Consider the following 13,263-nt stretch of genomic DNA (forward strand, 5'->3'; position numbering starts at 1 on the left):
TATGAATAAGCACATTCAGTACAGCTGCTTGTTTGGGTTAGGCTTTCTGTGTCTGCTAAGCTTTACAACCAACGTTAAAACGACCTGGAAAGACGAGCCTTCGCCTGTACGAACGCCCGCCGAAGAACGCACTACCTTTCAGCTCGAACCCGGCCTGAAAATCCAGCTGGTAGCCGCCGAACCGATGGTGGAAGATCCGGTAGTGATGACCTTCGATGCCGACGGTCGGCTCTGGGTGGTCGAGATGCGTGGGTTCATGCCGAACGTTAGTGGAGAAGGCGAAAACCAGCCCGTGGGCCGCGTCTCGATTCTGGAAGACACCAACGGCGACGGTCAGATGGACGTCAGCAAAATTTACCTCGACAGCCTGATTATGCCCCGCGCCATTGCGCTGGTACCCGGCGGAGCACTCATCGCCGAAAATGGCGCGCTGTGGATGACCAAAGACCTCAACGGCGACCTTAAGGCAGACACCAAAACGGTAGTCGACCCGAAATACTCGGCGGGTGGTTTGCCCGAACACGCGCCCAACGGTCTCTGGCGCAGTATGGACAACTGGTACTACAATGCCAAGTCGCGTTTCCGTTACCGGGAAGTGGCCGGTGTCTGGCAGAAAGACAGCACCGAGTTTCGGGGCCAGTGGGGCATCAGCCACGACGACAAAGGCCGCCTGGTTTACAACTACAACTGGTCGCAACTGCATGGCGATCTGGTGCCGCCAAACTATCTGTCCCGCAACAAACACCACAAAGCCACCTCCGGCATCGACTACGGGCTTACCCTCGACCGGCGGGTGTATCCGATCCGGCCCACGCCCGCAGTAAACCGCGGCTACATACCCGGAACCCTGAACAAGGAAGGACGACTGCAGGAATTTACGGCGGCCTGCTCTCCGCTGGCTTACCGGGGCAAAGCGTTACCCACGGACTACTACGGCAATGTATTCGTTTGCGAACCCGCTGGTAACCTGATCAAACGGAATGTTGTCGAAGAGAAAGGAGTACTGATAGCTGCCCGTGATCCGCATCCCGGCACCGAATTCCTGGCGTCGACGGATGAGCGATTCCGGCCGGTCAACCTGGCTACCGGGCCCGACGGAGCGCTGTACATAGCCGATATGTACCGCGGACTCATCCAGCACGAAGCCTACGTGACGCCGTATCTGAAAGAGCAGACGCTGGCCCGTGGCCTGGAAAAACCCATTAACCGCGGCCGTATCTGGCGCATCGTTCCCGAAAACTGGCAGGCTCAGACACCGAAGAAGCTTTCCAGGGCTTCGTCGCAGGAGCTGGTCGCTGAACTGTCGAATCCGGATGGATGGCACCGCGATATGGCGCAACGACTGCTCGTAGAGCGGGCCGACAAAAAAATCGGTCCCGCGCTGGTCGATCTGGTCACAAAAGGGCGCGATTCGCTGGGGCGTTTTCAGGCGTTATGGGCCTTGGATGGTCTGAAACTGACGACGCCTACGCTGCTTCTGCCTTTGGTCAATGATCCGGGTTCGCTGATCAGCTCGACGGCCTTACGGCTGCTGGAGCCGTTTGCCAGAACGGATAAAGCGGTTCGGACCAAACTGGGCGCGCAACTGCTCAGCAACTGGAAAAAAGCGACCATTCAGCAGCAACTACAAATGGCTTTATCGGCGAATGTTCTCGACCAGAACGCAGCGCAGCCTCTGCTGGCGGGTATTGTGGGTCAGCAGGGTTCGTTGCCCCTGATTCGGGATGCGGTTCTGAGCAGCCTCCAGGATCAGGAGTTTGCGTTTTTGCAACGGCTGCTGAAAGAACCGACCTGGCAAACCGCCGAACCGGCCAAGGAAATATTTGTCGAGCAACTGACAACGGCCATCGTTCAGAAGCAGAGCCCAACTGAACTGACTGCGATGCTGGCGATGCTCGACAGCGGTAAGGAAACGCTGACCTGGCAACAGAAGGCCGTGCTGAATGGCATGTCGTTTGCCAGCAGCAACCGCAAGCTCAAGCCCGTAAAACTAGCCGCAGCGCCTAAACTGCTAACGCAGGCCAACAGCGCCATCGACCCGGCGCGGCTGTCGGCGCTGGCCTCTCTGTTTGAATGGCCGGGCCACGTGGCGGCCAAGAGCGCGACGCAGAAAAAGAGTTTGCTGAATGAAGAAGAACAGAAACTCTTTGCGTCGGGTCGTCAGCTTTACCTGAACACCTGCTCGGGCTGTCACGGAACCGACGGGGCCGGTATGGCCCGGTTTGCGCCCCCGCTCATTGGTTCCGAATGGGTCACGGGCGACGAAAAGCGCCTGGCACTGATTCTGTTGCACGGCATGGAAGGGCCGGTCGAAATCAACAAAAAGGTCTACGACCAACCCGAAATTCTACCTGTCATGCCCGCCCATTCGACCATGGACGATGCCTCGCTGACCGCCATTCTGACGTACATCCGCAACGAATGGGGCAACAATGCCGGCCCGATCAACAAGCGGCTTATCGGCACAACGCGGGTAACGTCGCAGGGGCGGGTGGTACCCTGGACTGCCAGGGAGCTGAACAAATACATGCTCGAAGCCAAAGTGGATACGCCGAAGTGAGAACCCGTCATTCGGTAGTTATTTAGGGTCATTAATAGTCATTTGGTCGTCAGCGATCAGCCGTAGATGACTATCATTGACTGTTAATGACCATAAATGACGATTGTGAATGACCACCGAATGACCCTCGAATGACTATAACTACCCTAACCCAATGGACAGACGTGATTTTTTGCAGCGGGCCTCAACTGGTGCCGTAGCGCTTTCCTTGCCGGAGCTTCCAACGTGGATAAAAGACGTTCCAATGGGGATTGTCGTTCATTCGTACGGAAGCCGCTGGAACTCTAAAGTCGACAGCCAGAAATACCCCGGTTTTGCGAATGCCATCGATCTGCTGGATCACTGCCGGCAGATCGGCGCCGGTGGCGCTCAGGTAGTCGTCAACGGCTGGTCGGCTGATTTTGCCAAAAAAGTGCGGGAAAAGCGTGAGCAGTCGGGGCTTTACCTGGAAGGCTCCATCAGCATACCGAAGACGGCCGCCGAGGTGCCGAAATTCGAGCAGGACGTGATCAACGCCAAAGAAGCCGGAGCGACGGTACTGCGGACGGTCTGTTCGGCGGGTCGGCGCTATGAGGCCTACCACTCGGCGGAGGCTTTCCAGGAACTGAAGAAAAACGCGCTGGCTTCGCTACGCCTGACCGAACCCGTGCTGCGCAAACACAAAGTGAAACTGGCCGTCGAAAACCACAAAGACTGGCGGGCGCCGGAGCTGGTGGCCATGCTTAAACAACTGAACAGCGAATGGATTGGGGTAACGCTGGATTTCGGTAACAGTATTTCGCTGCTGGAAGACCCCATGGAAGTCGTGCAGACGCTGTCGCCGTACGTGTTTACCACGCACGTGAAAGACATGGCCGTCGGAGAATATGCCGATGGGTTTCTGCTATCGGAAGTGCCGCTGGGCCAAGGTATCTGCGATTTACCCAAGATGATCGACCTGTGCAAAAAACATAATCCGGCGGTTACCTTCAACCTGGAAATGATTACCCGTGATCCGCTCGAAGTACCGTGTCTGACCAACGATTACTGGCCGACATTTACGGACGTGTCAGGGGCCGATCTGGCCCGTACGTTGCGCATGGTGAAGCAGCATCCGTATAAAGCGGGTCTTCCCCGGACTACACCCCTGAGCGCGGAAAACAAGCTGGCGGCCGAAGAAGATAACATCCTGGCCTGCCTGGATTACAGCAAAAAGAAACTAGGACTTATCTGACAATTAGATTTTGTCATCCCGACGCAGGAGGGATCTTGAGAATCATTAACTATAAGATCCCTCCTGCGTCGGGATGACAAACTAAGCAGCATGAGTAAAGAACTCCTTCCGGGTGTCCGGCAATTTGATTTGAGTGGAAAAGCAGCCATCATTACCGGGGGCTCCAAAGGACTGGGATTGGCCATGGCAGCGGGATTAGCCTCGGCGGGGGCCAATGTCATGCTGGTTAACCGAAACGCCGACGAAGGTATCCGGGCTGCCAATGAACTGAGTGAAGATTTTGGGATAAAGGCCATTGCGTATGCGGCCGACATCACCAGCCAGGAGCAGTCGGAAGCGATGGCACAAGCCGCTATGGATGCCTTCGGCCGCATCGATATCCTGATCAACAGCGCGGGCATCAACATTCGCGGGGCCATCGACGAGCTGACATACGATGAATTTCGAAAAGTGCAGGACGTGAACGTAAACGGTACGTGGCTCTGTTCGCGTGCGGTGACCCCTTACATGAAACAGGCGGGGCGTGGCAGCATCATCAACCTGGCCAGCACGCTGGGCCTGGTCGGGCTGTCAAACCGGACCCCGTACACGGCCAGCAAAGGGGCGGTGGTGCAGATGACCCGTGCCCTGGCGCTGGAGCTGGCACCGTTCAACATCAATGTCAATGCCATTTGTCCGGGTCCGTTTCTGACCGAAATGAACCTGCCCATCGCCGATACCGACGAGGGCAAAAAGTTTGTGGTCGGCGCTACGGCCCTCGGTCGTTGGGGGCACCTGCGCGAAATTCAGGGAGCCGCCATTTATCTGGCCAGCGACGCGGGCAGCTTCATGGTTGGTTCGATGCTGACCGTCGATGGCGGCTGGACGGCCCGATAGGCTTGTACGCCCTGAGCGTATCGATGTTGCCCTGATCCAGACGCTAACCTACCCTTTCTCCATGAATCCCTCGACTGAGAAACCCAAACGAACCCGAGTGCGCTACGGAATGTTAGCCCTCGTCTTTGTCAATGTCGCCATCAATTACCTGGACCGCGCCAACATTGCGGTGGCTGCGCCCGCTCTGGGCAAAGACCTGAACCTTTCGTCGGTTCAGCTGGGCTACATTTTTTCGGCCTTCGGCTGGGCTTATGCTGCTTTACAGATTCCGGGCGGGCTGATTGCCGATCGGTTTGGGCCGCGAATTCTCTACGCCTTCTGCTTAATTACCTGGTCTCTGGCAACTATCGCACAGGCGTTTGTTCGCGGCATGGGTTCGCTGTTTGCGCTTCGTCTGGCGACGGGTACGTTTGAAGCACCTTCTTATCCGATCAATAACCGGGTGGTAACCAACTGGTTTCCTGATCACGAGCGGGCTTCGGCCACGGCTATGTACGTGTCAGGACAGTTTATTGGCCTTGCTTTTCTGACGCCGGTTTTGGTACAGATTCAGGCGTATGCTGGCTGGAAAGGCTTGTTTGTTGGCACGGGTGTAGTTGGGCTTATCTGGGGAATTGTCTGGTATCTTCTGTACCGCGACCCACTCGAACACACGCGGGTGAACCAGGCGGAACGGGATTACATCGAAGAAGGCGGGGGACTGTTTCGGGCCAAGCCAGCGGGGGCGGTACAGGCTAACATCTGGACGTGGGAAAACCTCCGCCAGGTCTTTTCCCGTCGGACGCTGTGGGGCGTTTATATCGGTCAGTTCGCCGTAAATGCCACCCTCTGGTTTTTTCTGACCTGGTTTCCGAAATACCTGGTCGACTATCGGGGGCTGGGTTACGTCAAGACAGGCTATCTGTCCATGATTCCCTTTCTGGCCGCCTGTGCAGGTATTTTGCTGTCGGGCTTTCTGTCGGACAGGTTAGTTCAGCAGGGAAAATCCATCGCAGTAGCCCGGAAAACGCCGATCATCCTCGGCATGCTGATCTCGATCAGTATTATCGGACCAAACTACACAAACGATACCGCGTTGATTATTTTTTTTCTGTCGCTCGCCTTTTTCGGCATTGGGATGGCCCTGATTTCGTGGGTGTTCGTCTCGATCCTGTCGCCCAGGCATTTAATCGGCCTGACGGGGGGCGTATTCAATTTTATGGGTAACCTGGCGTCGATCGTGGTTCCGATTGCTATTGGCTATCTGGCCCAGAATGGAAATTTTGCGCCGGCGCTGGTCTTTATCGGTAGCCTGAGTTTTATCGGAGCCTGTTCTTACATCTTCCTGGTCGGCAAGATCGACCGGGGCGACACGACCGGAGTGACCACCGGAGATCAGCTGATTTTCGAGAAAAAATAAAACATAGTCATTAGTCGTCCTTACTTGTCAGTCATGGTCATTGTGGTACATCATCGACCACCCCTGGCAAAGAATGACAAGTTATGACCATCCACAATTCTATGCCTGAATCGACGTATTTTCCTGACCGCTTTGTTCGGCAGGTGGCCCTGGTAACGGGGGGAGCCGATGGCCTGGGTAAAGCCATTGCCCAGCGCCTGATAGCCGAAGGCGCTTCGGTAGCGCTGTTCGACCGGAATGCCGAATTAGCCGGACAGACCGCTCATGAACTCACGAAATACGGCGGTACGGTACGGACGTACGCCGTCGACGTTTCGCAGGAAAATCAGGTGAAGGACGCCATCGAACAAGTGGTCGCTGATTTTGGCAAGCTGGATGTCGTCGTCAATTCCGCCGGGATTGTCGGTCCAACCAGTACCAACATCACCGCCTACACCACCGCCGATTTCGAGAACGTGTGCGCTGTAAACCTGCTGGGGAGTTTCCTGATCACCAAATACGCGGTGGCGGCTATGGCCAGCCGAAACTACGGGCGGATATTGCTGGTAGCGTCCATCGCCGGGAAAGAAGGTAACCCGGGAATGGTGGGCTATTCGGTCAGTAAGGCGGGGGTGATCGGCCTGGTAAAAGCCATCGCCAAGGAGTACGCAACCGCCGGAATTTCGATCAATGGATTAGCGCCCGCCGTGATCAGGACGGCCATGAACGACAATACCTCACCCGAGCAGCTGGCCTACATGACTGCCAAAATCCCGATGGGTCGTCTGGGTCAGGTGGACGAAGTGGCGGCTATGGCCTGTTTTATCGTATCGGCCGAGAACAGCTTCTCGACGGGATTTATTTACGACATCTCCGGCGGACGCGCCACGTATTGAGAAAAACGAAGCCACGCTCCCCGGCCATCTCTCGCCAGGGGTGGCCGATGGGGGAAAATAACACCGGTTACTCCAGCAGAGACGACTTGGCATAGGTTTGGTCAGGTATTTATAGTGGCCGGAGATACCCGTTAGAATTTAAAATCCTGCCCAATGAAGCGTTCAGCTGACTCGGCGGTGACGTTGTTCGGGCAAAAACTGGCCGTATATCGGAAACGCAGACAAAACCACGGGCATCCGAGCCGGCAGAACAAAATACACACGCCAGGGTTGGTTCAGTAGTAACCAGCAGATTTTCAACCTTAATCCATCAATCATCATGATCATTGCCATCATTGGCTCCGGTAATGTAGGCGGAGCACTGGCTCAACGCTTTATCGAAGTGGGTCACACCGTAGTGGTGGGGGCTCGTTTCCCCCTTTCCGAAAAATCGATCCACCTGGCCACGAAAATCGGGGAAGACCGGTTTACGTCGCCCGACCGGGCTGCGGCTCAGGCTGAAGTGATCGTGCTGGCCACGCCTGCCTCGAAAGCCGTGGAGGTGGCGCAGGAACTGGGCGATACGACCGGTAAAATCATTATCGATACCATGAATATAGTGCCGGGTCTGGACGCCGTCGATTTTACCAATACTGCCGACGTCATTCTGGCGAACACATCCACTCAGGACGTCGTGAAGTGCTTTAATACGACTGGTATCGAAAATATGCTCGACCCGACCTACCACGAAGAAAGGGCCGATATGTTTATGGCTGGCGATAGTCAGCGTGGGAAAGCCATTGCCAGCCAGTTGGCGAAAGAAATAGGCTTTGCGGAATGTTACGATCTGGGCGGCAATGATCGCTTTACGGCGATCGAACAGTTAGCCTTCCACTGGGTCAACCTAGCCATTCTGCAGGGGCAGGGGCGTGACATAGCGTTTAAGCTGCTGAAACGATAAACACCTGGCTCAACCGACCAAAGCCGGTTGGGCCAACCCTCAGTGGTGTCATCGTTAACGGCTCGGTAAACCGGGGCGCATGTCGCCGATCGATATCCGTTCCGTTTACTCAAAAGACGTTGGAAAAGGACTTGTGGATCAATACGTTTGTTTCAGGTCAGCCTGATTCGTACGACTGTGGAATCGGGGCTATCTGAGGGCGTCTCCGACCTGCTCCCAACTCCACAATCTCTTCAACTGATGGCACGTCAATCGGTTACCTTTCTTTATTTGACCGGGCTGAAAAGTCCGCTCTTCACCAACGTCCGGCTGCTGGGTAGCTGGGATGCCACTGGCGCTTATTCCGGACAATGGACCGAAACCCCCATGGTTCCGGTGACGGCTGAGGATGGCTGTCCGGCTTTTCAGGCAACGGTGCAGTTGGACAACCAATCGGACGGAACGATCTACCGCTGGGGCGTTTTCCTGGATGGTCCCGGCGGACCTAATTTGTGGGGCGTTCCGACCGAAATTCAGGATGCACTCTCGGTCGAGCGGTACCGCTCGTTTCAGCTGACCGATGCGGTCACAACCCAGATTGAACGCTATTATTTTACCTACGGGCGTCGGCTGGGGGCCAATAAAATCCTGTCGGCTCCCGGTACGAAACCGGGTCTGCAATTTTCCGTGTGGGCACCCAATGCCCGGAAAATACAGGTTGTGTTTGGCCAGCCCGATTCGGGCTACATCAGTACTACCGGCAAAGGGATCGATCCCCATAGACCGAAAATTCCGCTGGCAAAGACAACGGAGGGCATCTGGACGAGCAAAGTGTTGCCGGATTTCAGCGCCTACGAGGGGTTGCCGTATATGTTCGAGATCACCAATGCGCAGAACAAAAAAGTATACCGAACCGATATTTTCTCGCGTAGCCAGATCGGTTGCGGAGGCATCAACCCTGCAACCGACGCCAGCTGGGACGGCACCATCGCCACGCTGGACGGCACCGTCAGTTGCAGTGTGATTACCGACCCGGATACCATTCGTCCGGACTTCGATCCCGCGCCTGGGCAGCCGCCCATCCGAATACCCGCCAGCGATTTCTGGGCGCATGAGTTCACCGGAAACCGCCCGCTGCCAACCCGCGTCGAGGACCTGATCATCTATGAACTGCACATTGGTGCGCTGGGATTCGGCAGAAAGACCCCCGGTACATTGGCCGATGCCATTCAACTGCTGGATTACCTGATGGCTTTGGGCGTCAATGCCGTCGAGTTACTGCCCATGGCCGAGTTTTCGGGAAATATAGCCTGGGGCTATGGCGATACGCACCATTTCGTAATCGAGTCCAGCGCCGGTGGCCGCGATCAGTACCGGCATTTCGTCCGCGAATGTCATAATCGGGGTATGGCGGTCATTCAGGATGTGGTATACAATCATTTTGACGGCAATGCCGACCGGGCCGAGTGGGCGTATGATTCGATACAACCAGAAGATAATATCTATTACTGGTACGAAGGCCGGTCAACGGATTATCCGTCTCCGGATGGTGGCTACCTGGATAACGGATCGAGCGGATGGACCCCCCGTTTCTGGGAGGAGGTAGTTCGGCAGCAGTTCATCAGCAGCGCGGCCTTTCTGGTCGAAGAAATGCACGTAGACGGCCTGCGGGTCGATCTAACGCAGGCTATTCACCGCGATAACCGGCTGCATGCCAATGGAAATTCCGTTGGGCGCGCGAATCTGTTCGGGCAAAAGCTGCTGCGCGAGTGGAGCCGGACCCTGAAAATGATCCATCCGTCCGTCATGCTGATTGCCGAAGACCATACGGGCTGGGATGCCGTCACGAAAGTGCCCGCAGCCGGTGGGCTGGGGTTCGATGCAACCTGGTTTGCCGCTTTTTACCATTCGCTGATTGGCGATGCCGACAATGCCAATGGTATCCTGAAGAAAGCCGGATACGGGTACAACGATCCGCTGGCTATCGACCAGTTTGCGCTGAACCTAGCCCAGAGTAAACAGAATAAGGTTGTTTTTCATGAGTCGCACGATGAAGCCGGTAATGCCGCCGGAACCGCCCGGACCATGAACGTAGCGGTCAATGGCGCATCGCTGGACGGGGCGAACCGGTTTTGGGCCGAAATGCGTTCGCGGCTGTCGTTTGGGTTGTCGCTGCTGTCTGCCGGAACGCCGATGTTCTTCATGGGCGAAGAAATTGGCGCGCAGAAGCCCTACCGCTACGATACCTTTATCGACAACAAAGAAGACCTGCTTGGCGACCGCATAGGCGTCGGTGCGCACATGTTCCGGTTTTATCAGGACCTCATCAGTCTGAGCCGTCGTCTGCCGTCGATTCGCACCAAAAATATCGACATCCTGCATGCGATTAATAGTACCCGGGTCATTGCCTTCAAGCGGTGGCAGGGCGACGAACAGGTGCTGGTCGTTGCCAGCTGGAACAACCAGGCATATCCAGGTTACCGGCTTGCCGTCGATGCGTACCGACTCCCGAACGGCGGCTGGAGAGAGGTGTTTAACAGCGATTCGGCTAATTTTGGCGGGGCCAATGTTGGAAATGGCGGAGCTACGCTGCTATCGTCGGAGGGCACCATTACGGTTACCTTACCGGCTAATGGGTTCGTGATCTTCGTTCACCAACCGTAATTTGTGACCGGTTACCGATGCTCAATGTTGAATGAAGGATAACCGCTCGGTATGACCCCTACGGGGTCAAATGTTTATAGAGATCCGATTTCCTATAACTATTTGACCCCGTAGGGGTCATACCGAAGTAGTCAACATAACGCTGCTCAATTGCACACCTTTTCGTGTCATTATCGTAACGGCAAAGAAATCGCCCTAAACCGCTACAGCAAACTTTATCCTAATCGTTGCGTACCTTGCGGTAGACGACAATACCCCTTCATCAATCCGTACCAACAGCATGTTTACCCGACGAGATTTCCTGCGTGTATCTGGCCTGTCTGCCGCGCCAGCCCTATCGAATTTCGGTGATTTCTCCGCAACTGCGGCTCCCGTCGAACCCGAGCGGGTACGCTTTGCGGGCGACGGACCCATGTACTCGCCGACGGCTTTTATGGCCAAATTGCAGGAAATCAATCAGGCCAAACCCATCGAGTGGGATTTTTACGGCAAAGGCGGCAGCGTCGACGAACTGACGAAAACATTTGCGGCCATAACCGGTAAGGAAGCGGCTATGCTGATGCCTTCCGGTACGCTGGCCAATCAACTGGCGCTCTCAGTATTGAGCGGTGAAAACACCAAGGTTTTTGTGCAGGATACCAGCCACGTATACCGGGATGAGGCCGATGCCGCCCAGTCGGTCTTCGGGAAGCGACTGATGCCACTGGCCCCGGGAAAAGCGTATTTTACCCTGGAAGCACTTCAGCAGGGGATTGAGCAGTCGGTGCAGGGCGAGGTTTTTAAAAGCGGTATCGGCGCCGTTTCGATCGAAAACCCCGTTCGGCGCTGCGACGGGCAGTATGTGCCCATCGGCGAGATCAAAAAAATAACGGCCTTCTGTCGGGAAAAAGGCTATAAAACGCACCTGGATGGCGCTCGAATCTACCTGGCGGCTGCCTATTCGGGTACGTCCGTTACGGAATACGCATCGCATTTCGATACCGTGTACATCTCGCTGTACAAATACCTCGGCGCGGCTGGTGGAGCGGTGCTGTGCGGACCCAAAGCGATTATCGACCGGATGGAACACCTGACCAAGATTCACGGCGGGGTGGTGTTTATGAACTGGGCCAACGCGGCTATGGCACTGCATCACCTGACTGGGCTGGACGATCGGCTGAAACGCACGGTCACCCAGGCCAACCAGTTGTTTGCGCAACTGAATGGCTTACCGGAGCTGAAGATCACGTCCATCGAAAACGGCACGAATATCTACAATGCCCAATGGGCTCCGACGGTCGACATGAAGAAGTTCGGCGAGGTATTATGGACAAAGCATAATATTGGTCTGCCGGGCGTGAACCCCAATGGCGCCATGAAACTGATGGTAAATGAGAGCCTGCTGACGCAGAGCAACGACCGGATACTGGCAGCCTTTAAGGACGCGATCACCAGCGCGAAACGATCATAACGGGCAGCATCTACCGGAGAGCCCTGACCAGGTAGTACCAAATCTCCAGATTGGGCTGTGCGCTGCTTCTCGGCCGAATCTGGAGATTCGGTATTACCTAGTCACGTTGTTTAGGCTTCTCTTCCTCTTTAGGCCGGAGGGTTCCGCGGGCAATCGGTTCGGGTTTCGACTTCGGATTTTCAAAGCGCAGCAGGGTTGCCAGCGGATAAGACGATTTGGGTGGTCTGACAATGATCAGTTGATACGACCGGGTACCCACGATCAGGTTGTAGTAGGTCATGCCGCCGGATTCCTGCGCCAGCCCCCAGTTGGCGATGGGTTCCTTGGCCAGCAGGGTCGCGTCTTCGGTCGACAGGGCAGCGTAGGCCGTGTCGGGTTGAAAGTGTTTGGCGGTAATGTTCTCGATGGCCGAGACCACGGCGGGGGGCGTCGTTGTGGCCGGTTGCGTCTGGGCTATGGCCGATAAACCCAGCAGCCAGAGGGGTACAAAGGCAGATAAGCGTTTCATGGTGTCGAGTAACTGGTTTCCTTATAAACCCCCGAAAACCGGAAATGGCTTTTTATCGATTAATTTTCCATTAAACCAAACCGACACATTTGGGGCCATTCGTTCTCTGGAAGCGTCATAGGAGAGGAAAGAAAATAAACCGGTTGGTCTGGATTGGTGGAGGCATAAATCGGGCGATGAGCGCCGGGGAAGTGGTAAAGCCGCCGAATGACGTACCGCAGGTGTGAACAGATCCTTACGGTTAACGCTCCTTTTTGTACGGTTCATACGGCCTAATATACCGTTCAACGGACAATTATTGAACCGACGCGTGGGCATCCGTACGTTTGTTATCATCATTCAACAGGTTCACCTTTACCTTATCAGCCAATGACCTCGCTCACTCAACCCCAGTCTACCGCCGTTGTTGCGGCCAGTGCAGCCAAGCTCCCACGTCTGAAGCAGCGCATTACGCTCGTTTGCCACAACAGATCGATTCTGGTGGCAACCGAAGACATCATCTGGCTGGAAGGCTCCGGCAACTATACGTATATTCATACCCGTGACAAACGACGTTACCTTATGGCGAAAACGCTCAAGATGTTCGAGGCCGAACTGACGGGGTCGTCGTTTGCCCGGATTCATAAGTCACACGTGGTGAATCTGGCGCACGTACGTACCATCAATTTTGGCGATGATGCATCCATCGAACTGCAGGGCGGCCGTACCCTGGCTATTGCGCGCCGTCGGGTAACTTCGACGCTGAATCAGTACCTGCACCATCAGCAACTCACCACCAACCTGAATTAAGTCTTTTTAT

The 13,263-nt window shown here is 55.5% G+C and carries 10 protein-coding genes; 9 read left to right on the forward strand and 1 reads right to left on the reverse strand.

Annotation, left to right across the window (positions count from 1 at the left end; translation table 11 throughout):
* The first annotated feature begins 1 nt into the window (after position 1).
* The 8 genes from ACYVC2_RS09775 to ACYVC2_RS09810 all read left to right on the forward strand — a co-directional run bounded on the left by ACYVC2_RS09775 (position 2) and on the right by ACYVC2_RS09810 (position 11,956).
* Positions 2 to 2,560, forward strand: coding sequence for a DUF7133 domain-containing protein (locus tag ACYVC2_RS09775; RefSeq protein ID WP_461102121.1), 2,559 nt, complete (start codon positions 2 to 4; stop codon positions 2,558 to 2,560).
* Between the two features lie 154 nt (positions 2,561 to 2,714).
* On the forward strand, positions 2,715 to 3,773 hold the full coding sequence (locus ACYVC2_RS09780) for a sugar phosphate isomerase/epimerase family protein (RefSeq protein ID WP_461102122.1): 1,059 nt from the start codon (positions 2,715 to 2,717) through the stop codon (positions 3,771 to 3,773).
* A gap of 90 nt (positions 3,774 to 3,863) precedes the next feature.
* The gene (locus tag ACYVC2_RS09785) at positions 3,864 to 4,649 is read left to right on the forward strand and encodes an SDR family NAD(P)-dependent oxidoreductase (RefSeq protein WP_461102123.1); all 786 of its coding nucleotides are present in this window, start codon (positions 3,864 to 3,866) and stop codon (positions 4,647 to 4,649) included.
* A gap of 61 nt (positions 4,650 to 4,710) precedes the next feature.
* Positions 4,711 to 6,048 (forward strand): MFS transporter, encoded by a 1,338-nt coding sequence (locus ACYVC2_RS09790; protein WP_461102124.1) that lies wholly within the window; start codon positions 4,711 to 4,713, stop codon positions 6,046 to 6,048.
* Positions 6,049 to 6,131: 83 nt separating this feature from the next.
* Entirely contained in the window at positions 6,132 to 6,923 is a 792-nt protein-coding gene (locus ACYVC2_RS09795) for an SDR family NAD(P)-dependent oxidoreductase (RefSeq protein ID WP_461102125.1), read from the forward strand.
* 235 nt (positions 6,924 to 7,158) lie between these two features.
* Complete coding sequence (locus ACYVC2_RS09800; RefSeq protein WP_461102340.1) at positions 7,159 to 7,863, forward strand: NADPH-dependent F420 reductase; 705 nt, start codon at positions 7,159 to 7,161, stop codon at positions 7,861 to 7,863.
* 240 nt (positions 7,864 to 8,103) lie between these two features.
* On the forward strand, positions 8,104 to 10,506 hold the full coding sequence (locus ACYVC2_RS09805) for an alpha-amylase family glycosyl hydrolase (protein WP_461102126.1): 2,403 nt from the start codon (positions 8,104 to 8,106) through the stop codon (positions 10,504 to 10,506).
* Positions 10,507 to 10,786: 280 nt separating this feature from the next.
* A complete protein-coding gene (locus ACYVC2_RS09810; RefSeq protein ID WP_461102127.1) occupies positions 10,787 to 11,956 on the forward strand; it encodes a threonine aldolase family protein in 1,170 nt (389 codons plus the stop codon).
* Positions 11,957 to 12,053: 97 nt separating this feature from the next.
* Here the strand turns inward: ACYVC2_RS09810 and ACYVC2_RS09815 are convergent, their stop codons facing one another.
* Entirely contained in the window at positions 12,054 to 12,464 is a 411-nt protein-coding gene (locus ACYVC2_RS09815) for a hypothetical protein (RefSeq protein ID WP_461102128.1), read from the reverse strand.
* 369 nt (positions 12,465 to 12,833) lie between these two features.
* Here ACYVC2_RS09815 and ACYVC2_RS09820 point away from each other — a divergent pair, with 369 nt between their 5' ends.
* Positions 12,834 to 13,253 (forward strand): LytR/AlgR family response regulator transcription factor, encoded by a 420-nt coding sequence (locus ACYVC2_RS09820; protein ID WP_461102129.1) that lies wholly within the window; start codon positions 12,834 to 12,836, stop codon positions 13,251 to 13,253.
* Positions 13,254 to 13,263 lie beyond the last annotated feature (10 nt).

The organism is Spirosoma koreense (genome assembly GCF_054777875.1).

Bases quoted from the DNA above. Each gene is read 5' to 3' on its own strand.
- ACYVC2_RS09775 (WP_461102121.1), top strand. From the start codon at position 2: ATGAATAAGCACATTCAGTACAGCTGCTTGTTTGGGTTAGGCTTTCTG.
- ACYVC2_RS09805 (WP_461102126.1), top strand. From the start codon at position 8,104: ATGGCACGTCAATCGGTTACCTTTCTTTATTTGACCGGGCTGAAAAGT.
- ACYVC2_RS09820 (WP_461102129.1), top strand. From the start codon at position 12,834: ATGACCTCGCTCACTCAACCCCAGTCTACCGCCGTTGTTGCGGCCAGT.
- ACYVC2_RS09795 (WP_461102125.1), top strand. From the start codon at position 6,132: ATGACCATCCACAATTCTATGCCTGAATCGACGTATTTTCCTGACCGC.
- ACYVC2_RS09810 (WP_461102127.1), top strand. From the start codon at position 10,787: ATGTTTACCCGACGAGATTTCCTGCGTGTATCTGGCCTGTCTGCCGCG.
- ACYVC2_RS09790 (WP_461102124.1), top strand. From the start codon at position 4,711: ATGAATCCCTCGACTGAGAAACCCAAACGAACCCGAGTGCGCTACGGA.
- ACYVC2_RS09815 (WP_461102128.1), bottom strand. From the start codon at position 12,464: ATGAAACGCTTATCTGCCTTTGTACCCCTCTGGCTGCTGGGTTTATCG.
- ACYVC2_RS09780 (WP_461102122.1), top strand. From the start codon at position 2,715: ATGGACAGACGTGATTTTTTGCAGCGGGCCTCAACTGGTGCCGTAGCG.
- ACYVC2_RS09785 (WP_461102123.1), top strand. From the start codon at position 3,864: ATGAGTAAAGAACTCCTTCCGGGTGTCCGGCAATTTGATTTGAGTGGA.